General features: G+C 60.0%; 25 protein-coding genes. 8 read left to right on the plus strand and 17 right to left on the minus strand.

The features are described from left to right. The first annotated feature begins 95 nt into the window (after window positions 1-95). Genes M5B43_RS00225 through M5B43_RS00235 form a run of 3 tightly spaced genes read left to right on the plus strand, consistent with a single transcriptional unit; the run spans window position 96 to window position 2,601 of the window. Window positions 96-1,103 carry a methionine ABC transporter ATP-binding protein gene (locus M5B43_RS00225; protein ID WP_248748266.1) on the plus strand — a complete coding sequence of 336 codons (1,008 nt, stop codon included), beginning with the start codon at window positions 96-98 and terminating at the stop codon, window positions 1,101-1,103. Then, the gene (locus M5B43_RS00230; protein ID WP_060756501.1) at window positions 1,103-1,777 is read left to right on the plus strand and encodes a methionine ABC transporter permease; all 675 of its coding nucleotides are present in this window, start codon (window positions 1,103-1,105) and stop codon (window positions 1,775-1,777) included. Before M5B43_RS00225 ends, M5B43_RS00230 begins: the two co-directional genes overlap by 1 nt. Window positions 1,778-1,827: 50 nt before the next feature. Then, complete coding sequence (locus M5B43_RS00235) at window positions 1,828-2,601, plus strand: MetQ/NlpA family ABC transporter substrate-binding protein (RefSeq protein WP_248748267.1); 774 nt, start codon at window positions 1,828-1,830, stop codon at window positions 2,599-2,601. A gap of 133 nt (window positions 2,602-2,734) precedes the next feature. Here the strand turns inward: M5B43_RS00235 and M5B43_RS00240 are convergent, their stop codons facing one another. The 5 genes from M5B43_RS00240 to M5B43_RS00260 are packed head-to-tail and all read right to left on the minus strand — an operon-like array spanning window position 2,735 to window position 6,658. Further along, complete coding sequence (locus M5B43_RS00240; RefSeq protein WP_248748268.1) at window positions 2,735-3,370, minus strand: SCO family protein; 636 nt, start codon at window positions 3,368-3,370, stop codon at window positions 2,735-2,737. Continuing rightward, window positions 3,367-4,266, minus strand: a complete 900-nt coding sequence (gene cyoE / locus M5B43_RS00245) for a heme o synthase (RefSeq protein ID WP_248748269.1) — start codon at window positions 4,264-4,266, stop codon at window positions 3,367-3,369. The genes M5B43_RS00240 and cyoE overlap by 4 nt, the downstream gene beginning before the upstream one ends. Next, a complete protein-coding gene (locus M5B43_RS00250) occupies window positions 4,254-5,333 on the minus strand; it encodes a COX15/CtaA family protein (protein ID WP_248748270.1) in 1,080 nt (359 codons plus the stop codon). The genes cyoE and M5B43_RS00250 overlap by 13 nt, the downstream gene beginning before the upstream one ends. 10 nt (window positions 5,334-5,343) lie before the next feature. Continuing rightward, entirely contained in the window at window positions 5,344-5,928 is a 585-nt protein-coding gene (locus tag M5B43_RS00255) for a hypothetical protein (RefSeq protein WP_248748271.1), read from the minus strand. Beyond that, window positions 5,894-6,658, minus strand: a complete 765-nt coding sequence (locus M5B43_RS00260; protein WP_248748272.1) for an SURF1 family protein — start codon at window positions 6,656-6,658, stop codon at window positions 5,894-5,896. The genes M5B43_RS00255 and M5B43_RS00260 overlap by 35 nt, the downstream gene beginning before the upstream one ends. Before the next feature lie 46 nt (window positions 6,659-6,704). Here M5B43_RS00260 and M5B43_RS00265 point away from each other — a divergent pair, with 46 nt between their 5' ends. Next, window positions 6,705-6,908 (plus strand): twin transmembrane helix small protein, encoded by a 204-nt coding sequence (locus M5B43_RS00265; RefSeq protein WP_248748273.1) that lies wholly within the window; start codon window positions 6,705-6,707, stop codon window positions 6,906-6,908. Between the two features lie 6 nt (window positions 6,909-6,914). Here M5B43_RS00265 and M5B43_RS00270 read toward each other — a convergent pair whose 3' ends face one another. The 4 genes from M5B43_RS00270 to coxB form a co-directional block, all read right to left on the minus strand. Then, window positions 6,915-7,802 carry a cytochrome c oxidase subunit 3 gene (locus M5B43_RS00270; protein WP_248748274.1) on the minus strand — a complete coding sequence of 296 codons (888 nt, stop codon included), beginning with the start codon at window positions 7,800-7,802 and terminating at the stop codon, window positions 6,915-6,917. Window positions 7,803-7,837: 35 nt separating this feature from the next. Next, entirely contained in the window at window positions 7,838-8,389 is a 552-nt protein-coding gene (locus tag M5B43_RS00275) for a cytochrome c oxidase assembly protein (RefSeq protein WP_248748275.1), read from the minus strand. A gap of 147 nt (window positions 8,390-8,536) precedes the next feature. Beyond that, window positions 8,537-10,126: a cytochrome c oxidase subunit I gene (ctaD, locus tag M5B43_RS00280; protein WP_248748276.1), complete on the minus strand. Its 1,590-nt coding sequence runs from the start codon at window positions 10,124-10,126 to the stop codon at window positions 8,537-8,539. 58 nt (window positions 10,127-10,184) lie between these two features. Next, a complete protein-coding gene (gene coxB / locus M5B43_RS00285) occupies window positions 10,185-11,312 on the minus strand; it encodes a cytochrome c oxidase subunit II (protein WP_248748277.1) in 1,128 nt (375 codons plus the stop codon). A 368-nt stretch (window positions 11,313-11,680) separates the two neighbouring features. Between coxB and M5B43_RS00290 the strand changes: the two genes are divergently transcribed. Next, window positions 11,681-12,328 carry a hypothetical protein gene (locus tag M5B43_RS00290; protein ID WP_248748278.1) on the plus strand — a complete coding sequence of 216 codons (648 nt, stop codon included), beginning with the start codon at window positions 11,681-11,683 and terminating at the stop codon, window positions 12,326-12,328. Between the two features lie 133 nt (window positions 12,329-12,461). Here M5B43_RS00290 and M5B43_RS00295 read toward each other — a convergent pair whose 3' ends face one another. The 6 genes from M5B43_RS00295 to M5B43_RS00320 form a co-directional block, all read right to left on the minus strand. After that, window positions 12,462-14,009, minus strand: coding sequence for a SulP family inorganic anion transporter (locus M5B43_RS00295; protein ID WP_248748279.1), 1,548 nt, complete (start codon window positions 14,007-14,009; stop codon window positions 12,462-12,464). A gap of 85 nt (window positions 14,010-14,094) precedes the next feature. Then, entirely contained in the window at window positions 14,095-14,826 is a 732-nt protein-coding gene (locus M5B43_RS00300) for a carbonic anhydrase (RefSeq protein WP_248748280.1), read from the minus strand. A 226-nt stretch (window positions 14,827-15,052) separates the two neighbouring features. Further along, window positions 15,053-16,111 (minus strand): PA0069 family radical SAM protein, encoded by a 1,059-nt coding sequence (locus M5B43_RS00305; protein ID WP_248748281.1) that lies wholly within the window; start codon window positions 16,109-16,111, stop codon window positions 15,053-15,055. 81 nt (window positions 16,112-16,192) lie between these two features. Then, complete coding sequence (locus M5B43_RS00310) at window positions 16,193-17,491, minus strand: cytochrome c (RefSeq protein WP_248748282.1); 1,299 nt, start codon at window positions 17,489-17,491, stop codon at window positions 16,193-16,195. Window positions 17,492-17,503: 12 nt separating this feature from the next. Beyond that, entirely contained in the window at window positions 17,504-19,288 is a 1,785-nt protein-coding gene (locus M5B43_RS00315; protein WP_248748283.1) for a GMC family oxidoreductase, read from the minus strand. A 2-nt stretch (window positions 19,289-19,290) separates the two neighbouring features. Further along, entirely contained in the window at window positions 19,291-20,043 is a 753-nt protein-coding gene (locus M5B43_RS00320; protein ID WP_248748284.1) for a gluconate 2-dehydrogenase subunit 3 family protein, read from the minus strand. 276 nt (window positions 20,044-20,319) lie between these two features. Between M5B43_RS00320 and M5B43_RS00325 the strand changes: the two genes are divergently transcribed. Then, a complete protein-coding gene (locus tag M5B43_RS00325; protein ID WP_248748285.1) occupies window positions 20,320-21,006 on the plus strand; it encodes a dual specificity protein phosphatase family protein in 687 nt (228 codons plus the stop codon). 25 nt (window positions 21,007-21,031) lie between these two features. Here the strand turns inward: M5B43_RS00325 and M5B43_RS00330 are convergent, their stop codons facing one another. Continuing rightward, a complete protein-coding gene (locus M5B43_RS00330) occupies window positions 21,032-21,304 on the minus strand; it encodes a YheV family putative zinc ribbon protein (protein WP_027608125.1) in 273 nt (90 codons plus the stop codon). Then, complete coding sequence (prlC, locus tag M5B43_RS00335) at window positions 21,301-23,352, minus strand: oligopeptidase A (RefSeq protein ID WP_248748286.1); 2,052 nt, start codon at window positions 23,350-23,352, stop codon at window positions 21,301-21,303. Before prlC ends, M5B43_RS00330 begins: the two co-directional genes overlap by 4 nt. A 101-nt stretch (window positions 23,353-23,453) precedes the next feature. Between prlC and M5B43_RS00340 the strand changes: the two genes are divergently transcribed. After that, window positions 23,454-23,996 carry a gamma carbonic anhydrase family protein gene (locus M5B43_RS00340; RefSeq protein ID WP_071486704.1) on the plus strand — a complete coding sequence of 181 codons (543 nt, stop codon included), beginning with the start codon at window positions 23,454-23,456 and terminating at the stop codon, window positions 23,994-23,996. Beyond that, a complete protein-coding gene (locus M5B43_RS00345) occupies window positions 23,993-24,652 on the plus strand; it encodes an HAD family hydrolase (RefSeq protein ID WP_248748287.1) in 660 nt (219 codons plus the stop codon). Before M5B43_RS00340 ends, M5B43_RS00345 begins: the two co-directional genes overlap by 4 nt. The last annotated feature ends 153 nt before the right edge of the window (window positions 24,653-24,805 follow it).

The following is a 24,805-nucleotide window of genomic DNA, read 5'->3' on the forward strand; positions in this document are numbered from 1 at the left end:
CGAAATAAATGCTAAGAAACGCTATACGGACAGGCTAAAATGCGCGCCCGGCTAACCGCTGATCCCTTTTCCATGCGCCCCACAAGGTTCGCTACGTGATCGAGTTTCATAACGTCCATAAAACCTACCGCGTCGCCGGTAAGGAAATCCCCGCACTGCACCCCACCAGCCTGCGCGTCGAAAACGGCCAGGTGTTCGGCCTGATTGGTCACTCCGGTGCGGGAAAAAGCACCCTGCTGCGCCTGATTAACCGCTTGGAGCAACCCAGCGGTGGCCAGATCAACGTCGACGGCGAAGAAGTCACCGCCCTGGACGCCAACGGCCTGCGCCGTTTCCGTCAGCAGGTCGGTATGATCTTCCAGCACTTCAACCTGCTGGCGTCCAAGACCGTTGCCGACAACGTCGCACTGCCGCTGACCCTGGCCGGTGAGCTGTCGCGTAAGCAAATCGACCTGCGTGTGGCTGAGTTGCTCGCCCGCGTGGGCTTGTCGGACCACGCCAAGAAGTACCCGGCGCAGTTGTCCGGTGGCCAGAAACAGCGCGTCGGCATCGCCCGTGCCTTGGCGACCAAGCCTAAGATTCTGCTGTGCGACGAAGCCACCAGCGCCCTCGACCCACAGACCACCGCTTCGGTCCTGCAACTGCTGGCCGAGATCAACCGCGAGCTGAACCTGACCATCGTGTTGATCACCCATGAAATGGACGTGATCCGCCGCGTGTGCGACCAGGTCGCCGTAATGGACGCTGGCGTAATCGTCGAGCAAGGCTCGGTGGCCGACGTGTTCCTGCACCCCAAGCACCCGACCACCAAGCGCTTCGTTCAGGAAGCCGAGCAGGTCGACGAAGGTGAACAACGTGATGACTTCGCTCACGTCCCTGGTCGCATCGTGCGCCTGACGTTCCAGGGCGAAGCGACCTACGCGCCGCTGCTGGGCACCGTCGCCCGCGAAACGGGTGTGGACTACAGCATCCTCGCCGGTCGCATCGACCGCATCAAAGATATTCCCTACGGCCAACTGACCCTCGCCGTCACCGGCGGGGACATGGACGCCGCATTCGCTCGCTTTACCGCGGCAGACGTCCACATGGAGGTTCTGCGCTAATGGAAGTCCTGTTGAGTTTCTTCGCTAATATCGACTGGTCGGAAATCTGGCTCGCCACTGGCGACACCATGACCATGTTGTTCGGTTCGCTGTTCTTTACCGTGCTGCTCGGTCTCCCCCTGGGCGTGCTGCTATTCCTGTGCAGCCCGCGCCAGTTGTTCGAGCAAAAGGGCTTGTATGCGCTGCTGTCGCTGATCGTGAACATTCTGCGCTCGTTGCCGTTCATCATTCTGCTGATCGTGATGATCCCGTTCACCGTACTGATCACCGGCACTTCGCTGGGTGTAGCAGGCGCGATTCCGCCGCTGGTCGTGGGTGCGACACCGTTCTTTGCGCGCCTGGTGGAAACCGCCTTGCGTGAAGTGGACCGCGGCATCATCGAGGCCACCCAGTCCATGGGCGCCAGTACGCGTCAGATCATCACCAATGCTTTGCTGCCTGAAGCCCGTCCCGGCATCTTCGCGGCGATTACAGTGACAGCGATTACACTGGTGTCCTACACCGCCATGGCTGGCGTGGTGGGCGCCGGTGGCCTGGGTGACCTGGCGATCCGTTTCGGCTACCAACGCTTCCAGACCGACGTGATGGTAGTCACCGTGGTGCTGTTGTTGATCCTGGTGCAAATTCTGCAAACCGTCGGCGACAAGCTGGTGGTGCACTTTTCTCGAAAATAACGGCTATTGCCGGCCCCCGCCGGCACATGCCCGAACAAGGAGCTTGTTGGATGAAAAAACTACTGGTTGCTTTCGCCGCCGTTGCCGCGTTTTCCGCCCACGCTGCCGAGACCCTTACGGTTGCCGCATCGCCGGTGCCCCACGCGCAAATCCTGGAATTCGTGAAGCCGGCACTCGCTAAAGAAGGCGTGGATTTGCAGGTCAAAGTCTTCACCGACTACGTGCAGCCGAACGTACAGGTGGCTGAAAAGCGCCTGGACGCCAACTTCTTCCAGCACCAGCCGTACCTGGATGAGTTCAACAAGGCCAAGGGCACTCACTTGGTAAGCGTCGGCGCGGTGCACCTGGAACCCCTGGGCGCCTACTCCAGCAAGTACAAAAAACTCGAAGATCTGCCTGACGGTGCCAATGTCGTGATCCCGAACGACGCCACCAACGGTGGCCGCGCCCTGTTGCTGCTGGCCAAGCACAACCTGATCACCCTGAAGGACCCGACCAACATCCTGTCGACCATCAAGGACATCACCGGCAACCCGAAAAAGCTGAAATTCCGCGAACTGGAAGCCGCCACCCTGCCACGCGTGCTGACCCAGGTCGACCTGGCGCTGATCAATACCAACTACGCGCTGGAGGCCAAGCTGGACCCTTCCAAGGACGCACTGGTGATCGAAGGCAACGACTCGCCTTACGTGAACATCCTGGTGACCCGCGACGACAACAAGGATTCGGACGCGGTGAAAAAGCTGGTTGCAGCCTTGCACACACCTGAAGTGAAAGCGTTCATTCTTGAGAAGTACAAAGGCGCGATCCTGCCGGCGTTCTGATCAAACCCGATCTTCACAACACCGAAGATCAAAAATGTTTTGTGTTGATTGAAAGATCTAGAGTTCTGACTCGACGCTCAACCCTTGCACAAAACCACAGGTTATTTGTGCAAGGGTTAGGTTGGTGACTGGCCTACTTGCGCTGTAGCAAAACCGGCAACTGCGCCACCAGCTTTTGGTTATTCAACGGCGCACGAATAAACCCACGCTGCGTGCCGTCCGGGCCGATCAACGCCAGGTTACCGCTGTGGTCCACGGTGTAGTTGGGCTTGCTGGTATCCGCCGGGATAAACGGAATACTCACAGCGTTCGAGACTTTTTGCACATCGTCCACGTTAGCGCCGGTCAGCCCCTCGAACTGTGGGTCGAAGTAGCCCAGGTATTGCTTGAGCTGAGCCGGGGTGTCGCGGTTCGGATCGACGCTGACCAGGATCACTTGCAACTTATCCACAGCCTCTTTGGGCAGCTCGCTCTTGATCTGACGCAACTGGGCAAGGGTGGTCGGGCAGATGTCCGGGCAGAAGGTGTAGCCGAAGAACAGCAGGCTCCATTTGCCTTTCAACTCATTGACCAGCACCGGCTGGCCGTTCTGGTTGGTCATGGTCACCGGCGGCAACTGACGGCTTTGCGGCAGCAGGATGATACCGGCGTCGATCAACGCCGTAGGGTCACCCTGGCCTTTGCCGCTCAATACTTTGTTGACGGTAAGGCCCATGATCAACGCGACGATGGCCACCAGGATAAAGACGGTTTTTTGAGTTCGAGTCATAGGTTCAACAATAGGTAGTGGTCTACGAGCAGGGCGATAAACAGCAGCAGCAAGTACCCGATAGAGTACTTGAAGGTGTTGATCGCCGCGTGCGGCTTGCTGCCACGGTACAGCACCCAGGCCCAATGCAGAAAGCGCCCGCCCAATACCAGCGCACACACCAGGTACAGGGGGCCGCTCATGTGGATAACGTAGGGCATCAGGCTCACCGCCAGTAGGGCGAAGGTGTAGAGCAGGATATGCACCTTGGTGTATTGCTCGCCGTGGGTGACCGGCAGCATCGGGATGTCGGCCTTGGCGTATTCCTCCTTGCGGTGAATCGCCAAGGCCCAGAAGTGGGGCGGGGTCCAGGCGAAGATGACCAGTACCAGCAACAGCGGTTCGGCACTGATATGCCCCGTGACGGCCACCCAACCCAGCAACGGCGGAGCAGCGCCGGCAAGCCCACCGATGACGATGTTTTGCGGCGTCGCACGCTTGAGGAACCCGGTGTAGATCACGGCATAGCCAAGCAACGAAGCCAACGTCAGCCAAGCCGCCAAGGGGTTGGTGAATGCCAGCAACAAAGCCAAGCCAGCCACGGCAAGCAGCACCGCAAAGGCCAGCGCAGCAGTGGGCGATACACGCCCCTGAGCCATTGGCCGCTGGTGGGTACGCGCCATCACCGCATCAATCCGCCGATCCACCACATGGTTGACCGCCGCAGCGCCTCCCGCACACAAGGCAATGCCCAGGTTGCCGAAAACCAGCACCGTCCACGGCACCCCGGCGCGGGTGGCGAGGAACATGCCCACCAATGACGTGATCAGCATCAGTACCACTACTTTCGGCTTGGTCAGCTCCAGGTAGTCCCGCCAGATCGCCTGATCGCGATGTGCGCCGATCAAGGTCGCCATGGCATCTCTCCTTTAAGGGTGATAAGGCCCGATACGTGCTTGCGCGGAATGAAGCGCCAGCCGAACGGCAGCTGGTTGCGCACCCGGACCAAGCTGGTACGCGCGTGGTAATTGACCAGCACCAGCGTCAGCAGTAACGCCGCACCGCCGGCGTTATGGGCCACGGCCACCGGCAGTGGCAAATGGAAATACACGTTACTCATACCCAGACTGATTTGCACTGCCAGGGCGATCAACAACAGGCCCGCCAAACGTGTCATGCCCACCGCACGCAGCTGCCAGGCCAGCCCCAGCAGAACCAGGGTCACCATGATCGCCCCGATGCGATGAGTCAGATGAATAGCCGTACGCGCATCACTGTCGAGCTGCCCACCAAGGTAATTGGGGCCGATGTGCTGGGTCAGGTGAAAACCGTTGGCAAAGTCCGCCGTGGGCCACCACTGGCCATGGCAGGTGGGCAAATCGATACACGCCACCGCCGCATAATTGGAACTGACCCAGCCACCCAGCGCGATCTGGCCGATGACCAGCACCAACCCGGCAGTCGCCCAATATTGCAGGCGCTTGGGCACGATCAACGCAGGCAGTACGCCGGAAAGCCGCAACGTCAGCAAGAACAGCAGGCTCAAGGTCGCAAACCCGCCCAGGAGATGACTGGTCACCACTTGCGGCCATAGCTTCAACGTCACCGTCCACATACCGAACGCCGCCTGGGCAAACACCACCGCCAACACGAACAGCGGCAATTTCACCGGCTGGCCCGGATCCTGCCGATGGCTCCACGAGCGCGCCGCCAGCAGCACGATCAACAAACCCAATGTGCCGGCGAAGTAGCGATGCGTCATCTCGGCCCAGCCCTTATCGGCCTCCACCGGCGCGTCAGGGAAATGCAACTCGGCATGGGCAAGCTGGGCTTCGCTTTGTGGCACGCTGATAAAGCCATAGCAGCCCGGCCAGTCCGGGCAGCCAAGTCCGGCGTGGGTCAGGCGCGTGTAGGCGCCGAGCAGCACGACCAGCAGCGCAAGCAAGGTGGCAAACAACGCGAGGCGAAATCCAGGTTTGGCCATGACGATGCCCTTATCCGATATTCGACAGTTTCAGCAGCAGACGCAGGTCATTGAGCAGATCCTTGCCCTTGACCTTGGCGTCGTAACGCAGCACGAGGTTGCCGTGAGGGTCGACGATCCACAGTTGCACATCACCTGGGGCGGCGGCGTCCTGGGTGAAGGTCGACAGGTCCAGCGGGTAGCGCTGCAGTTGTGGGTATTGGGCTTTGAGCTTGGCCTCGTATTCGGGGCTTACCGGCTGCGCGCTGGCCAGGGCATGACTGGCGCGGGAGGCGTCGCGCCCGAGGCTGATTTGCAGTTGGCGCGCCAGGTACACCAATTGCTGGCAATCGGTAGCGCAGGCGGTGGGCGCAGTGACCAGCAGTTGCCAGCGATCTTCATCTGCCTGCACGCCGATGTCGGCGCGGGTCTGGCCGTTGCCGATCAGTTCGCCGTGGTAGCTGCGGCTGTCCGGCACCCAGAACTGCAGCTTGTACATGAAGGTGGCCAGCGCCATCGGGCCGATCACCATCATCAGGATCAAAATCAGCTGCCAACGGCCTTTGCGTCGGTCAGGCACCTCAGACATGCTGGGTGGATTCATGGCCGCTCCCATGGGACTTCTCCTTTTTGTTGTGCCATCCGAGGTAGAGGTAAAGCGCAAGCAACGCCAGCGCCATGGCGAACCACTGCACGGCATACCCCAGGTGTTTTTCCGGGCCCATGGCGACCACCGTCCAAGTGGTGTCGTATGTACCGGGGCCCGGCTCGGCGCGCAGCTCGTAGGCAAAACCGTTGCGACCCAGCTCAGCCCAGAGTGCCGCGGGGTGAAGGGCGGTGAGCAAGCGAGGCCATTGGGCGGTAGCCGGGTCGGCGTGCAACTGGAAGGTCTCGCCCGGGGCGACGTACACCCAGGCGTCCAGATTCAACGGTTGTTCGGGGGTGGTGAAAACCGGTGGCGTACGCCGGTCGGGCCACGGCAGCCAACCGCGGTTAAGCAGCAGCCACAAGCCGCTGGCCTGGTCGTGAAAGGGTTGCAGCAGCTCGACACCCGCCCTGCCGTCGCGCATACGGTTATCGAGCAACACGCTGTGTTCGGCGTCGAACTGGCCACGAAGGCGCACTCGACGGAAGGCCGGATCAGCCATGTCGCTGAGCTGCATACTGTTCACCGGGTCGGCAACGCGCCGCTCGGCATAGCTGTCTACCAGCAACTGCTTTTCGTGGCCGCGTGACAGTTGCCAGAACCCCAGGCCCACCATCAACGGCAGCAGCACCAACACGACAAGCGTCGGAGCAAGCCCGGGGCGAAAGCGTTTTATGGCGCTGGCTATACTTGTTTTCATTGCCCGCCCATCTCCCTCAATGCCCACCAAAGCCAGGAACCGAACCATGCTCAAAGCAGCCATTGCCCTGATGCTGATCGCGACTGTCGTGAGCCTGTTCAGCGGTTTGTTCTTTCTGGTCAAGGACGAGGGCAACTCCAACCGCCTCGTCACTGCCTTGACCGTGCGTGTCGTACTGGCCGCGATCACCGTGGGCTTGATCGCCTGGGGCTTTTTCAGCGGCCAACTGGTTTCTCACGTGCCGTGGTAGAGCGCCTCACAGTACATAAACGAAGAAAAACAGCCCAATCCACACCACATCCACAAAGTGCCAATACCAACTGGCCGCCTCGAAGCCAAACTGGTGCTCGGCATTGAAATGCCCACGCAGGATGCGCATCAGCATCACAAACAGAATGATGGTGCCGATGGTCACGTGGGCTCCGTGGAAGCCAGTGAGCATGAAGAAGGTCGCGCCATAGACGCCCGAGCCGAGGGTCAGCCCCAGCTCCTTGTAGGCGTGCATGTACTCTTCAGCCTGAAAGGCCAGGAATGCCCAACCCAGCAGCACGGTCAGCGCCAGCCAGATCTTCAATGCGCCGCGATGGCCCTTGCGCAAGGCATGGTGGGCGATGGTGATGGTCACGCTGGAGCTCACCAGCAAAATCGTATTGATCAGCGGCAGGCCCCACGGGCTGATGGTGCCTTCCGGTGGCGGGTACATTTTCGGATCTGGGTTGTTGAGCAACGGCCAGGTGAACTGAAAGTCCGGCCACAGCATATGGGCGATGCCTTTATGGCCCTCGCCACCCAACCATGGGCCCGACATGTGCCGCACATAAAACAGCGCGCCGAAGAAGGCGATAAAGAACATCACCTCGGAAAAGATGAACCAGGTCATGCCCCAGCGAAACGAGCGATCCATCTGCGGGCTGTACAAACCGGAGCGACTTTCCTTGATCACCGCGCCGAACCAGCCAAACAGCATATAAGCCAGCAACAGCCCGCCGACGAAAAAGATCCACGGGCCGTGGGATTCCGGGCGCGCCGCCTTCAGGTCGTTGAACCACACCGCCAAACCGTACACGGTGGTCAGCATGCCCAAGGTAGCAATTATTGGCCATTTGCTTTGCGCTGGTACGTAGTACGTATCATGAGTCGACATGTATTCGCTCTCCTGATTGAGCGGGCAAACAGTAGCTAGCCGCCGGTGTGGACAGCCACCGGCGGTTGGCGCGCAGTGATATCAAACAGCGTGTACGCCAGGGTCAAATGCTTCACATCCTTGGGCATGGCACGGTCGACGATGAAGCGCACCGGCATCTCGATACGCTGGCCGGGCTGCAGCACCTGCTGGGTGAAGCAAAAGCACTCGGTCTTGTGGAAGTACCTCGCCGCTTCAGCCGGCGAAATGCTCGGCACCGCCTGGGCCGTCATGACTTTGTCGGTGGGGTTGTAGGCGACGAACAGCATCTCGGTCACCGCGCCGGGGTTGACCACCACCTCGTCAGCCTTGGAGTGAAACTCCCAGACCATGTCGATGGCATTGGTGGACAGGAACTGCACCCGTACTTGACGCGTAGGGTCAACGACCTGCTCACCCTCGTACTGCCCGGCGGTCTTGCCGTTGATGCCGAACGCCTTGCACATCACGTCATAGATCGGCACCAGGGCGAAGCCAAAGGCGAACATCGCCACCACCAGAATCAGCAGGCGGGTGACCAGGCGCTTGATCGGTATGGACTCAAGCATGGCAACCACCCGAAGCGCCCGCGATCAGTGTGGGAAGGGGCTTGCTCCCGATAGCGGTCTCACAGCCAAGGGGGATGTCGACTGCCACACCACCATCGGGAGCAAGCCCCCGCCCACAGTGGCGGTATGCACAGCGCAACAAGGTATTCACTTGACCTCCGGTGGCGTCGTGAACGTGTGGTACGGCGCAGGCGAGGGGATGCTCCACTCCAGGCCCTCAGCGCCATCCCACGGCTTGGCCGGTGCTGGCGGGCCACCACGGATGCACTTGATGACAATGAACAGGAAGAAGATCTGGGTGGCCCCAAACATGAAGGCACCAATGGAGGAAACCATGTTGAAGTCGGCGAACTGCAGGTTGTAGTCCGGTACCCGGCGCGGCATACCGGCCAGCCCCACGAAGTGCATCGGGAAGAACGCCATGTTCATGCCCACGAAGGACAGCCAGAAATGCAGCTTGCCCAAGGTTTCGTCGTACATGTGGCCAGTCCATTTCGGTAGCCAGTAGTAAGCCGAGGCGAAGATGCCGAAGATCGCGCCAGGCACCAGTACGTAATGGAAGTGCGCCACGACAAAATAGGTGTCGTGGTACTGGAAGTCCGCCGGGGCAATCGCGAGCATCAGCCCGGAGAAACCGCCAATGGTGAACAGAATCACGAAGGCCACCGCAAACAGCATCGGCGTCTCGAAAGTCAGCGAGCCTTGCCACATGGTGCTGACCCAGTTGAAGACCTTCACGCCCGTCGGCACAGCGATCAGCAGGGTGGCGTACATGAAGAACAGCTCGCCCACCAACGGAATGCCCACCACGAACATGTGGTGCGCCCACACGATGAACGACAGGAACGCGATGCTGGCCGTGGCATAGACCATCGACGTGTAGCCAAACAACGGCTTGCGCGAGAAGGTCGGGATAATCGAGCTGACGGCGCCGAAGGCCGGCAGGATCATGATGTACACCTCGGGGTGGCCGAAGAACCAGAACACATGCTGGAACAGTACCGGGTCACCGCCGCCGGCCGCGCTGAAGAAACTGGTGCCGAAGTGGATATCCATCAGCATCATGGTCACGCAACCGGCCAGCACCGGCATCACCGCGATCAGCAGGAACGCAGTGATCAGCCAGGTCCACACGAACAGCGGCATTTTCATCAAGGTCATGCCCGGCGCGCGCAGATTGAGGATGGTGGCGATGACGTTGATCGCGCCCATGATCGAACTGATCCCCATCAGGTGGATGGCGAAGATGAAGAACGTCACGCTTTCCGGCGCATAGGTGGTGGAGAGCGGGGCGTAGAAGGTCCAGCCGAAATTAGGCCCGCCGCCCGGAGTGAAGAGGGTAGACACCAGCAGCAGGAACGCCGCCGGCAGCAACCAGAAGCTGAAGTTGTTCATCCGCGGCAACGCCATGTCTGGTGCACCGATCATCAGCGGGATCATCCAGTTGGCCAGGCCGACGAAGGCCGGCATCACCGCACCAAACACCATGATCAGGCCGTGCATGGTGGTCATCTGGTTGAAGAATGCCGGCTGGACGATCTGCAAGCCCGGCTGGAACAGCTCGGCGCGGATCACCATGGCGAACGAGCCGCCCAGCAGGAACATGGCGAAAGCGAACCACAGGTACATCGTGCCGATGTCTTTGTGGTTGGTGGTCAGCACCCAGCGCATCAAGCCTTTGGCGGGGCCGTGGGCATGGTCACCTACGTGACCATGGTCATCGATCACAGTGCTCATGGCCGATCTCCTGCAAGCGAGTGGGCGGGGCGATTGAGGGCATACGCAATGTAGGCGGTCATTTGCTTTGCGCCTGTTTCAGAGCCAGCACGTCTTTGGGCGTGACCATGTCGCCTTTGTTGTTGCCCCAGGCGTTACGTTCGTAGGTCACCACGGCGGCGATATCCACTTCCGATAGCTGTTTGCCGAAGGCGGCCATGGCAGTGCCGGGCTTGCCGAAATAGACGCGGTGCAGGTGGTCTTCCTTGGGCCCGGTGGCAATTGGCGAGCCTTTGAGTGCCGGGAACATCGGCGGCAGGCCCTGGCCTTCGGCCTGGTGACAGGCCACGCAGGTGGTGTGGTAAATCTTGTCGCCACGGGCCACCAGCTCATCCAGGGTCCATTCCTTGGAGGTCAGCTCCTTGAGCTTGGCCGCTTCTGCCTTGCGTTCGCCGAGCCAGGTGTCGTAGTCGGCCTGGGACCGCACATCCACCACAATCGGCATGAAACCATGGTCCTTGCCACACAGCTCGGCACACTGACCACGGTAGATGCCAGGCTTCTCGATCCGGGTCCACGCCTCGTTGATGAAGCCAGGAATCGCGTCGCGCTTGACTGCAAACGCCGGCACCCACCAGGAGTGGATCACATCGGCGGCAGTCACCAGGAAACGCACCTTGGCACCCGCCGGCAACACCAGCGGCTGGTCCACTTCCAGCAGGTAATGCTCGCCTTTGACGGCCTGGTTATGGATCTGCTCGGCGGGCGTGGCCAGGTTGCTGAAGAATTCGACGTCCTGGCCCAGGTATTTGTAGTGCCACTTCCACTGGTAGCCGGTGATCTGGATATCGATATCCGACTCACTGGTGTCGTACATCTTGATCAGGGTCTTGGTTGCCGGGATAGCCATGGCCACCAGGATCAACAAGGGCACCACGGTCCATAGAATTTCCACGGTCGTGCTCTCGTGAAACTTGGCTGCCACCTGGCCCGTGGAGCGGCGGTGCAGGATCATCGACCAGAACATCGCGCCAAACACGACGATGCCAATCACCACACAGATCCAGAAAATGGTCATGTGCAGGTCAAACACGGCGTGACTGACTTCAGTGGCCCCTGGCGCCATATTCGTCGTCCAGGCCGCTTGTGCCTGGCTGAATACTGACCACAACAGGAGGCCCATCCAAACATGTGGATGTCGCGTCATTGCGGGTTCCCCTTATGTTTCTTGTTATCCCGCCGGTTTGCACCTGCGGCGAAGGGAGCGGCTTCCATACTGCTTACAACCGCCAAGCCTTGCCTGCGTCATGCAGTTGGGCGTCATCAGCTAATTGCGTACAAAATCGAGTATAGACAGCAGCGGCGACCCCGCAATGTGTAGGGGCAAATCAGCAAAAACAGACGGGCGGAGCTAACAAAACCGGGGGCGCAAACGTTTATCCGACGAACGATGGCATTTCGATATAACAGCGATGCATAACCATGAAATAATTATGACAAATGCGTCTTAGGCGCTCGTATAAACGAGCTACCTTATCCTCTCCCTTTTCCTACGCCTGTTTCACTGGAGCCTTCATGAACACCGCCGCATTGCGCGAGCAGATTTCCCGTGCCCATCAACACGAAGCCAGCACTGGCCAGCTTGCCACACAGCTGGAAAAACAATTGCCGCACCTGCATTCGGCCATTTCTCTGGCGGACGGTGATCGCAACACGGTTATGACCCGCTTTGTTACTGCCTATATCGACCTCGTTCCAGACTTGCTGGACGCCGCCAACGACGTGGCACGCGAGGCCGGAATTGAAAGCCAGATCAAGCCGGTACTGAAGATCGCCGAGCATTTTTTCCTGCAACCGCCAGCGATTCTGGCCGGCCATGAGGGCCTCGACGGCCTGCTGGACGAGGCCTATTTGGCTCATCGCTTGGTCGAAGAGGTCAACGACCTGTATATCAAGCATTTCGGCCAGCCGCTGATTCCGGCGGATACCACCGTGGCCAACCTGATCGCCCATCAACTGATCGGCGAAGCATTCGCCAACAATCTGGATGAAGCGGTGCACCTGGCGGTGGATGAAATGCTCAACGAAGAAAGCTTCGCACTGGAGTCAGTCGAGGCTTACCGCGAGACACTCAAGAGCCCCAACACAGAAGCGGCGTGGAAGCGTTGGCCGTGCCTGTCGCGGCAGTTGGGGGTTGGGTTGAAGCTGGATCAGCCGGCCTAAACCTTCGACCGGACGCAGAACCAAATGTGGGAGGGGGCTTGCTCCCGATGGCGGCGTATCAGTCGAGGTATCAAGTTGACTGAGCCCATCCCATCGGGAGCAAGCCCCCTCCCACATGGTTGATTCGACGTCGTCAGCGAATGGACGGTGCCGATCCCATCCCCACTGTCGTGCGCACTCGCCCTTCCAACCGGCGTTTCAACCCCCGCGCCTCGATCACCAGCATCGACCCCTTGGCCGCATTGGCTCGGCCCCATTCCTCCAGCAACTCCAGGCAGGAGTGGTCGATATAACTCAGGTTGCTCAGCGGTACATGCAGGGTGGTCCCGGCCGGCACCGCCGACAGCACTTTAGTCAGCGCCGGCACTTTCAGAAAGGTCGCCGCGCCCGTCAAACGCAACTCCATCTCACCGTCCTGAGGCAAGTCGACCAGGCTGATTTTCAGCCGCGACGCCTTGAATGCCAGCTTCACCAATGTCAGCCCGAACCCCACCAGTACACCGGTCAACAGGTCAGTAAAGATGATCGCCAGCGCCGTGGCTGCATAAGTGAACATCGGCATCCGCCCATACCGCCCCAACGCCCGGAATGCCTTGACGTCCACCAGCTTTATCCCGGTATACACCAGCACACCCGCCAGGCTCGCCACTGGAATGCTCTGCAGCACACTCGATAACAAGAGCACGAACGCGAGCAGCCACAGGCCATGGAACATCGCCGATAAACGGGTGGTGGCACCCGCCTGGACGTTGGCCGAACTGCGCACGATCACACCGGTCATCGGCAGCGCGCCGACCAGGCCACAGAGCATGTTTCCCACACCTTGCGCAGACAACTCCTTGTCGAAATCGGAACGCTGACCGCTGTGCATGCGGTCAACCGCTGCCGCTGAAAGCAACGTTTCGGCGCTGGCGATAAACGCCACCGCGAATGCGGCGATCAACAACTGCGGATCGGCCATGTTCAGCAGGTCGCTGGGACGCAGCCAGTCGATGGCATCAGCAAGGTTTTCCGGGACTTCCACACGCTTTACCTGCAACGCCAGCACCAGGCTGGTGACTGTCGCCAAGCCCACGCCCAACAAAGCGCCAGGCACGAAGCGCAGGGTATTGGGGCGCCATTTATCCCAGAGGTACATCACCGCCATCGTCGAAAGACCCAGCAGGCCCGCTTGCCAACCCAGATCACCGCCGAGGGTCGGGATCGCCCCGGCCAATGCGGCCGGGAAGCCTGCCAGGTTATCCAGCCCCGATGGCTTGGGCACGCCATCGAGCATCACATGGATCTGCGACAGCACAATCAACACCCCAATCCCCGCCAGCATGCCGTACACCACCGCCGGTGCCGTGACACGAAACCAGCAGCCCAGGCGCAAACGCCCGGCCACCAGTTGCAGGAAGCCCGCCAGCAGCAGTATCGGCCCGAGCATCAACATGCCGTGCTGGCGTACCAGTTCGAACACCAGCACCGCCAACCCCGCCGCCGGGCCACTGACCTGCAACGGCGAACCCGCCAACCAGCCCACCACCAGCCCACCGATGATCCCGGTCATCAGCCCTTTGGCTGGCGGCATGCCGGACGCGATCGCGATCCCCATGCACAAAGGCAGGGCGACCAGAAACACAACCACGGAGGCGAGCAGCTCCCGCGGCAGTACAGTTTTCAATTGAGCAGCACGCATGATGGCTCTCCCGAGGCATTCGCCGGGCGCGGTAAAGCCTGACTGCATCCATGGCAGCCACCGCTTTACCCGGCAGGGATATGTTTTAGAAGCGCGCTTTAGGCGTCGCGCAGGGGATCGGTTCGGTGCCGTTCAACGGTCGAAATGCCGCCTTATCTGCATCGTAGGCCCGGATTTCGCTGGTCTCGATGTTGTAGATCCAGCCGTGGATAAACAAATGACCATTGGCCATGCGCGAGGCCACGGAAGGATGGGTACGCAAATGTTGAAGCTGGGCGATGACGTTTTCTTCGGTCAGTACTTTCATGCTCTCGCCTTCGTTGGCACAGTCGCAATTGTCCTCAACCATGGACTTGGCGACTTCAGCGTGGCGCAGCCAGGCCCTGACCGTCGGCATCTTTTCCAGGCTGTCGGGGTTGAGTACTGCACGCATGGCACCGCAATCGGAATGCCCGCACACAATGATGTGCTGTACGCCCAGCGCGAGCACTGCGTACTCGATAGCCGTGGAAACGCCGCCGTTCATCTGGCCGTAGGGCGGCACTACGTTGCCCACGTTGCGTGTCACGAACAGGTCGCCGGGGGAGCTCTGCGTGATCAGCTCGGGCACGATGCGCGAATCGGCGCAGGTGATGAACATCGCTCGCGGGCTCTGGGCCGTGGCGAGTTTCTTGAAGAGCTCTTCCTGCTGGGGGAAGACGTCGTGATGGAAATGCAAAAAGCCGTCAACGATGTGCTTTAGCGCTGCATCGGCGGACTCTGCCACCTGAGGGGCTGAAGCCGACGCAGCCAACGGCTGTTTATCCTTGTCACTCATGATTCATCCTCTTGATTAATGCAGGGGAGTGTTCAGGTCAATTCGACGCTTGGCGAGTGGAATAGTTGGAAACGCCACACACCATCGTACCGACCCATCAGTCACTCGCTGAACAAGGTAGCCGCCGAAACTTAACTCAAACTGAATGAACCGCTCTAGATCGCGGGTTTCAATGATGTCAAAACGCGATTATTCCTACAAATAAGGTGCGTTGGCCCTGGTGAGTCTACAACAACGCCATCTGCCTGCCAGGCGGACAGAACGCGGTGCAGTCCAGATTAAACCCGTCCCGGCGATTCAGCCCCAGGCGCTTGATCGCCTTGCTGAAGCGCTGCGCCAGCAGGTCGGCAAACGGCCCTTCGCCACGCATGCGCACACCGAAACGGCTGTCATAGACCTCACCGCCCCGTACCTGGCGCACCAGGCTCATCACATGGGCCGCACGCTGCGGGTAATGCGCCGCCAACCATTCTTCGAACAGCGGCGCGACCTCCAGCGGCAAGCGCAGCATCATGTACGCCGCGCTTTGCGCGCCGGCCGCATGGGCTTCGGCCAGCAGGCTTTCCAGTTCACTGTCGTTGATCATGGGAATCATCGGCGAGCACAGCACCCCCACCGGGATGCCCGCCTCACGCATCACCCGGATCGCCCGCAACCGCGCCTTGGGCGCCGCCGTGCGCGGTTCCAGGATGCGCTTGAGCTCATCGTCCAGGCTGGTGAGGCTGATCATCACCGCCACCAGGCGCTGGCGCGCCAACTCGGTGAGTAAATCGAGGTCGCGCAGGATCAGCGAGCCCTTGGTGATGATCGTCACCGGGTGCCGGTAGCGCAGCAGCACTTCGAGGGTCTGGCGGGTGATCTTGTACTCGCGCTCGATGGGTTGGTATGGGTCGGTATTGGAGCCCAGGTTAATCGGCGCGCACACATAACCCGGCTTCGACAGCTGCTGCTCCAGCACATCGGCGGCATTAGTCTTGGCAATCAGCCTGGTTTCGAAATCCAGCCCCGGGGACATGTCCCAATAAGCATGGCTGGGCCGCGCATAGCAGTAGATGCAACCATGCTCGCAGCCGCGATAGGGGTTGATCGAGCGATCAAACGGCAAGTCCGGCGAGTTATTACGGGTGATGATGGTCTTGGCCGTTTCGATACGCACTTGAGTGCCCTGGGTCGGTGGCACTTCCTGATGCCAGCCGTCGTCTTCGGCCACGCTGACGGTGGGCGCAAAACGATTATGCAGGTTGGTGGCCGTACCCCGGCCACGGGGCGGCAATGCAGTCGTCATAAAAACGCCTCGATACTGTTTTTATATACAGTATCGAGGCGCGAGGTTTCTGACCAGTGCCGTTTGGCGGTCAGCGAGGGATCAGTACTTCTGCGTGACTTGCCCCAGGTCATCGCCCGAGGTGGTGCGCCCATCGCTCTTGCGCAGGCCAGCCACATCGCTGGCTTTCACCGGCGCACCTTTGTTGCCCCAGCTACCCCGTACGAATGTAACCACATCCGCCACTTCCTGGTCCGACAAGCGCCAGGCGAACGCCGGCATGGTGAAGGTCGACGGCGCCGTGTGGGTCGCCGGCAAGGTACCGCCGTTCAACACGATGTTGATCAACGACGTGGCATCCGCCGTCTGCAACACTGGGTTACCCGCGAGCGCCGGGAACACCCGCGTATAGCCATGGCCGTCGGTTCGGTGGCACGCCGCGCAGTTGTCGATGTACACCGAGGCGCCGGGCTTGCTGTCGTCGCCTTTCCACAACGCCTCAGCCACCTGTTTGTCGTACTGGTGCGGCTGATCCTTGGGGTCGACCGCCGGTAGGCTCTTGAGGTAACGGGCGATAGCCGTCAGGTCATCTTGCGACATGTACTGCATGCTGTGGACCACAACATCGCTCATGCCTCCGAACACCGCGCTGCGGTCACTACGGCCAGTCTTGAGGAATTGCACCAGTTGCTCTTCGCTCCAGCCGCCGAGGCCATCCTGGTGATCGCCGCGCAAGCTTTTCGCGATCCAGCCTTCCAATGGTGCGCTACCCGACAGGAAGGCGTTGCCGTCAGTCGCACTCAGGGCTTTTTCCTGCATGGTCAGGGCTCGTGGCGTATGACACGCGCCACAGTGGCCGAGACCTTCAACCAGATACGCACCACGACTGATCACCGGGTCGGCAGCGGCCTGGGCCTGAGGGCCCTCGACGGCGGGTGCAAACATCCAACGCCAAGCAGCCAAAGGCCAGCGCATGCTCAACGGCCAGGGAATATCGCTGTCCTTGTTCGCCTGGGCGACCGGCTCAACACCCTTCATGAAGTACGCATACAACGCCTGCATATCGCTGTCGCTGACACGCGCATAAGACGGGTAGGGCATCGCCGGGTAAAGCGTACTACCGTTCTTGGCGACACCATGGCGCACGGCCTTGTCGAAGTCCTCGAAGCTGTAGTCGCCCAGGCCAGTTTTGTCCGGGGTGATGTTGGTGGAATAGATCACACCGATGGGGGTTTCCATCGGTAGGCCACCAGCAAAGGGTTTACCGCCCTTGGCGGTGTGGCAGGCGACGCAGTCACCGGCGCGAGCCAGGTACTCCCCCTGCTTGATCAGGTCGGTTTCAGCGGCACTTATCGAGCAGCTGCTGAACAACGCCAGGGAGGCAATAACGAGTGCTTTCATGGTCATCGCTCCTTATGCCTGAACCAGCGGGCCGGGGTTTTTCAGGTACTGCTCGCGAATCGCGCGAGCCGACCAATAGGTCAACGCTGCCACCAAGCCGGTAGGGTTGTAGCCCAAACCTTGTGGGAAAGCAGATGCACCTGGGACAAACACGTTGTGTACATCCCAGGATTGCAGGTAACGGTTCAGCGCACTCGTTTTCGGGTCGGTGCCCATGATCGCGCCACCGTTGAGGTGGGTGGTCTGATAAGACGCCGTATTGAAATGCTCACCGACCTTTTTGCCGAGCACGGCAATGGCTTTCGGGTTCATCGCTTCGGCGACCTTGCCCATTTTCTCGACCATGAAGCGGTTCATCTTGATGTCATTTTCTTGCCAGTCGAACGTCATACGCAGTAGCGGCAAGCCGTAGGCATCGCGGTACACCGGATCCAGGTCCAGGTAGTTGCTCCGGTAGGATTGATGGGCGCCATGGGCATCCATCGACACCTGGTGGGTGTAGTAGTCGGCAGTGGCGCGTTTCCAGGCGCTGCCCCAGGCCGGAGTGCCCGGTGGGTTTGACGTACCGGCAATCGGCCGGCTGCCTGCCTGGTTAACCCACATCGGCGAACCACCCACAAAGCCGTGCGGGCCATGGTCGAAGTTATCGGCGTTGAAGTCATCAATGGCCACGCCATTGCCACCCGCACCAATAAAATTGTTGGTATGGGTGTCTTTGTCGAAGAAAGCTTTGATGGTGCCCATGTTCTGGTAGGCGAAGTTCCTGCCCACCACGCCTTCGTTGGTAATCGGGTCGTAGGGTTTACCGATACCCGAGAGCAACATGAGACGCACATTGTTGAACTGGAAGGAGCCGATGATCACCAGATCCGCCGGTTGCTCGCACTCCCGGCCCTGGGCGTCGATATAGGTCACACCGGTGGCTTTTTTCTTGGTGCTGTCGAGATTGACCTTCAGCACGTGGGAATTGGGCCGCAGCTCGAAGTTCGGCACCTGGCGCAGCGCCGGCAGGATGTTTACGTTCGGCGACGCCTTGGAATACATGTAGCACACATAACCACTGCAAAAACCGCAAAAGTTGCAGGGGCCCATCTGTGCACCGTAGGGGTTGGTATAAGGTCCCGAGGTGTTCGCCGACGGCAGGTTGTAGGGTTTGTAACCCACCTCAGCAGCAGCTTTCTGAAACAGCTGTGCGGAGACGGTGTTTTTCTGCGACTCCAACGGGAACGGATTGGAGCGATCCGGCGCGTACGGGTTGCCGCCGCGACCTTCACCGACCAACTGACCTTTGACGGTCCAGGCCTGGCCGGAAGTGCCGAAGACTTTTTCCGCATAGTCGAAAAACGGCTCCAGCTCTTCATAGCTGACGCCGAAATCCTGGATAGTCATGTCCTTGGGAATGAAGTTCTTCCCATAACGTTCTTCGTAATGGCTACGCATGCGCAACTCGATAGGGTCGACACGAAAATGCACACCCGACCAGTGCAGCCCCGCCCCCCCCACACCATTACCCGGAAGGAACGCACCCAACTGACGGTTGGGCAGGGCGACGTCATTCACGCTATGGCGAATCGTCACGGTCTCCTTGGAGATGTCTTGAAACAGCTTCTTACGCACGCTGTAGGTCAATTCGTCGATGACCTGAGGATAGTTGCCGTCCGGATAAGTGTCCTGCATCGGGCCGCGCTCCAGCGCTACCACGTTGAGGCCCGCTTCCGTCAGCTCCTTGGCCATGATCGCGCCGGTCCAGCCGAAACCTACGATCACCGCATCCACTTTCTTCATGATGGTCGCCACGTTTACGCCCTCTCGCCGCGAATAGAAACAGCCGGGAAGGGGTACTGCTCGTTGCGCTCCACCCAATCCATAAAATCGGCGCGAGCGCCCGGGAAACCGATCATGGTCCAGCCGACCATGCCTTTGTTACCGCCATGGACCGGGTCGCAGAAGAAGCCTTCCTTGGTGTTTTGCAGCAGCAGGTTGAAAAACATCTGCGGCGGCACAGCCGCAAAATGCGCGGTCACTTCACTGCCGCCAGCCTCCAGACGTCGCAGCATGTCCTCCTGGGTAGCGCTGTCTTGCGCAGCAAAAGTCTTTCCGTTAAACGCCTTCGACCACGCATCCGTCGCGGCAATACCCAGGCGATAGATCTCCTTGGGCACCAATTTGCTCTGCCAGCCCATTTCCGGCACCGCATCGGCGTTGAACGGCCCTTGCATGAACCACAGCGCGCCACTGGCGTAAGGTGTATTCATCTGGCGATCGATGTATTCCGGCGCACCGGCTTCCAAGGCACCCGGGCCCTGGGCGTCGGCCGGGATCAGGCGGGCGACGGCCGCGTTGATAAACGCCCACTCTTCTGCGGTGAAGTAGCTCGGCTCATAAGGCTTGTCGTTGGCAGCCGGCTTGGCGGGAGCAGCCTGGGCGGGCTCCGGCGTGGCCATCAGCATCGAACCGCCAAGGCCCGTACTGGCAACCGTGACCACCGGGATCAAGGTCAAGGATTTGCGCAGAAAATCACGCCGGGGGTTGTCTTGATCTTGATCAGACATGGGTGCACCTCATCATGTGGTCACGGGTTTATCAGCCGCTTCTAAGAGCAGCGTGAAGGTTTTCCAAGGCATGGAAGCCAAGGGCATAGAACACCCTGGCAACCAATAGTTACAAATGATAGCAGCCTAAGAATTGGGAAGAATCGGTTCAGCGGTAAAAAACAACAGATCAGACTCGCTGATTCACGATTCTTTGACGAGCACCTCACACGTTGTTGACCCCCCGTAAGCGAATCTGTGGCCCATCAGCCATTTCCCTATTCGGTCACAAAGCGCATGTTCAAGATCCAATTGCTGCCTGCCCTCGGCCTGGCGTTCATGGCACTGTTCAGCACGGTTCACGCCCACGCTGACGACGCCACCTCCATTCGCTCGCCGGAATGGGCCCAGCCTGTGGGTAACCAATTCAACCTGCACCAAATGACGCCCACGCTCTATCGCAGCGCGCTGCCGGACAGCAGCGCTGTGCCTGTGCTGGAAAAGCTCAAGATCGGTACGGTGATCAACTTTCTGCCGGAATCGGACGCCAACTGGCTGAAATCGACGGATATCAAACAGGTACAGCTGACTTATCGCACCAACCATGTCGACGATGCCGACGTGCTGGCGGGGCTGCGGGCGATTCAAGAGGCGCAAGCCAACGGCCCGGTGCTGATGCACTGCAAGCACGGCTCCGACCGCACCGGTCTGATGGCCGCGATGTATCGGGTGGTGATTCAGGGGTGGAGCAAGGAAGATGCGCTCAACGAGATGACCTTGGGCGGTTTCGGTACCAGTAACGGCTTCAAGGACGGCGTTCGCTACATGATGAAGGCCGATATCGACAAGTTGCGTACAGCCTTGGCGAATGGCGACTGCAGCACCAGTGCCTTTGCACTGTGCTCGATGAAAAGCTGGCTGACCCCGGGAACGAAAGAACACGCGGCCACCGAAGAAAAAACTGCATTGGTTGTAACCCCCTGAGAGGTAATCCCAGGGGGTGAGCGCATCAGTCTTTTTTCAGCTTCGGGTTGGGGAAGAACTGCACCGCTTGCACCTTCGGGTCCGGCGCTTTCAAAGCCGATGTATTGACCCGCGTGCCCAATTCCTTGGGCACCGACAACCCTTGATCATTCAGCGTGTCGGTATAACCGCAGGCCACGCATTCGCGGTGCGGCACGCTGTCCTCGGTCCACATCTTCAACTTGTCTGGCTCGCTGCACGCCGGGCAGACCGCCCCGGCGATAAATTGCTTTTTAGTAATCACAGGCCCTTCACTCATGCTGCCGCGTCCTCACTCAGGCCGCTGTGGCGCAAGAGTGCGTCAATCGACGGCGCACGTCCGCGGAAGTCGACGAACAGCACCATCGGCTCCTGAGAGCCACCGCGAGCCAGGATCGCCTCACGGAACGCGCGACCCGTTTGAGCATTCAACACGCCGTCTTCTTCAAACTTGGAGAAAGCATCCGCCGACAGCACCTCCGCCCACTTATAGCTGTAGTAACCCGCGGCATAACCGCCGGCGAAGATGTGCGCAAAACTGTTCGGGAAGCGGTTGTAGGCCGGTGGACGCATCACCGAGACTTCATCGCGCACGCCTTCCAGCACCTGCGCCACGCTGCGGCCATCGCCATGGGTGGCGTGCAGCTCAAAGTCGAACAGCGAGAACTCCAACTGGCGCACCATCATCAGGCCGGACTGGAAGTTCTTCGCCGCGAGCATTTTTTCCAGCAGGTCCTGAGGCAGCGGTTCACCGGTCTCAAAGTGGCCGGAAATCAGCGCCAAGCCCTCAGGCTCCCAGCACCAGTTCTCCATGAATTGGCTCGGCAGCTCCACCGCATCCCACGCCACGCCATTGATACCAGAGACGCCGGCATGTTCAACGCGGGTCAGCAGGTGATGCAGGCCGTGGCCGAACTCATGGAACAGGGTTGTCACTTCATCGTGAGTCAGCAGGGCAGGCTTGCCGCTGTCGGCCGGGGTGAAGTTGCACACCAGGTTGGCCACCGGGCTTTGCAGCACGCCGCCAAGGGTGCGGCGGCGATCGCGCGCGCCGTCCATCCAGGCGCCGCCACGCTTGTTGGCGCGGGCGTACAGGTCGAAGAAGAAGCGGCCGACGTGCTGGCCGTTTTCCTTGATTTCGAACAGACGAACATCCGGGTGCCAGGTGTCGAAGCCTTTGAGCTCGGCAATCTCGATGCCGTACAGGCGCTGCACGATGGCGAACAGGCCGCCCAGCACCTTGTCGATCGGGAAGTAGGCGCGCAGGGCTTCCTGCGACACGCTGTAGCGCTGCTCGCGCAGTTTTTCGCCATAGAAACCGCTGTCCCAGCTTTGCAGGTCAGCGCAGCCTTGTTCAGCGGCGTAAGCCTTGAGCTGTTGCAGGTCGCGGGCAGCAAACGGTTTGCTGCGCTTGGCCAGGTCACGCAGGAAGCTCAGCACTTGGTCGCTGGATTCGGCCATTTTGGTGGCCAGGCTCAGCTCCGAGAAGGACGCGAAGCCCAATAGTTGAGCCAGCTCCTGACGCAGGTCGAGGATCTGTTCCATCACCGGGCCGTTATCATTCTGGCCGGCATTCGGACCTTGGTCCGACGCGCGGGTGCAGTAGGCGGCGTAAACTTCTTCACGCAGGGCGCGGTCCTGAGCGTAGGTCATTACCGCGTAATAGCTCGGAAACTCTAGCGTGATCAGCCAGCCGTCAAGGCCCTTGGCCTGGGCGGCGGCAGCCATTTGCGCCTTGGCCGAATCGGTCAGGCCGGCGAGGGTGGCTTCATCGGTAACGTGCTTGGTCCACGCCTGGGTGGCGTCCAGCAGTTGGTTGGAAAATTTGCTGCCCAGCTCCGAGAGCTTGCTCTGCACTTCGGCATACCGCTTTTGCTGCTCAGGCGGCAAATCGATACCCGACAGGCGGAAGTCACGCAGGGAGTGTTCCAGAATAGTTTTTTGCGCCACGTCGAAGCTGGCGGCTTCCGGGCTGTTGGCCAGGGCTTCGAACGCCTGGAACAGTTCGCGGTTCTGGCCCATCTCGGTGGAGTAGGCGCTCAACGCCGGCAGACATGCCTCGTAGGCTTCGCGCAGCTCGGCGCTGTTGCACACGGCGTTGAGGTGGCTGACCGGGCTCCAGGCCGCGCCTAGGCGATCGTTGAGCTCATCCATGGCCAGAACCAGGCCCGCCCATGTCGGATTTTTACCCTGGCTTTGCAGGATGTCTGCGATAGCAGCACGGTTGTCGGCGAGGATCTGTTCGATCGCCGGCTGTACGTGCTCGGCACGGATCGCCGAGAACGGCGGCAGGTCGTAGGACTGCAAGAGAGGGTTGTTCGCGCTCACGGTTGGCACCTTGGCTGAAGAAACAGGTAAGACAAAGATGGGGCCATCTTAATTACAATCAACACCCACCGCAGCTATCAGCAGAAGAGAGAGAGGCTATCGTGACCCTTCGCACCTATCAGAACCACACGCCAACCCTGGGCGCCGGGGCTTTTGTCGATATTTCGGCGGTGGTGATCGGCGATGTCGAAATCGGCACCGACAGCTCCGTTTGGCCGCTGACCGTGATTCGCGGCGACATGCACCGCATCCGCATCGGTGCGCGCACCAGCGTGCAGGACGGCTGCGTGCTGCATATCACCCACGCCGGGCCTTTCAACCCGGACGGGTTCCCGTTGTTGATCGGCGATGACGTGACCATTGCCCACAAAGTCATGCTGCATGGCTGCACGGTGGGCAACCGCATCCTGATCGGCATGGGCAGCATCGTAATGGACGGCGCCGTAGTGGAAGACGATGTGATCATCGGCGCCGGTAGCCTGGTGCCGCCCGGCAAGAAACTCGAGAGTGGCTTTTTGTATGTGGGCAGCCCGGTTAAACAAATTCGAGCGCTGACTGACAAGGAGCGCGCCTTTTTCACCTACAGCGCCGCGAACTACGTGAAGCTCAAAGACCTGCACCTGGCAGAAGGATTCGACCAGTGAGCCTGCATTACCCAACGGTTTTATTCGATCTGGATGGCACCCTTACAGACCCGCGCGAGGGCATCACGCGCTCGATCCAGTACGCCCTCGGCAAACTCGGCATCGACGAGCCGGACCTGACCCAGCTGGAACACTTCATTGGCCCGCCCTTGCTACAGGCGTTCATGCAGTTCTACGGCTTCGACGAGGCCAGAGCCTGGGAGGCGGTGAATTTCTATCGCGAGCGCTTCAAGGTCACCGGGCTGTATGAGAATCGCGTATTCGACGGCGTCATGCCGCTGCTGGAAGCACTCAATGGCCAGGGGCGCCAGCTGTATGTCGCCACCTCCAAGCCGTGGGTGTTCGCCCGCGAGATCGCCCGGCATTTCGACTTTGCCAAGCACTTCAAGGTGATCTACGGCAGTGAGCTGGACGGTACACGCACCAACAAGGTCGAACTGATCGCCCACTTGATGCAGGAAGAAGGGCTGGACCCCGCCACTACCTTGATGATTGGTGATCGCAAGCATGACCTGATCGGAGCCCGCAGCAATGGGCTGGACTCAGCGGCGGTAGGGTATGGGTTTGGCAGCTTTGAAGAGCTGAATGCCGAGGCGCCGACCTGGCATTTCGAGACGTTGCCCGAGATGCACCAGGCGTTTTTGCAGCGCCTTTAAGACCGCTATCGAGAGCAAGCCCTAATACCAGTCCGTTAAGAAAGGCTAAAAACAACCTGTGGCGAGCGGGCTTGTCGAATCGTCGCACCGCCCGCTCACCACTGGGGAATATGACTGCCTTCAAAAGTTGTGTAGATACCTATGCCCGGATGG

The organism is Pseudomonas sp. MWU15-20650 (assembly GCF_023242475.1).
In the GTDB taxonomy this organism is placed as follows: Bacteria; Pseudomonadota; Gammaproteobacteria; order Pseudomonadales; family Pseudomonadaceae; genus Aquipseudomonas.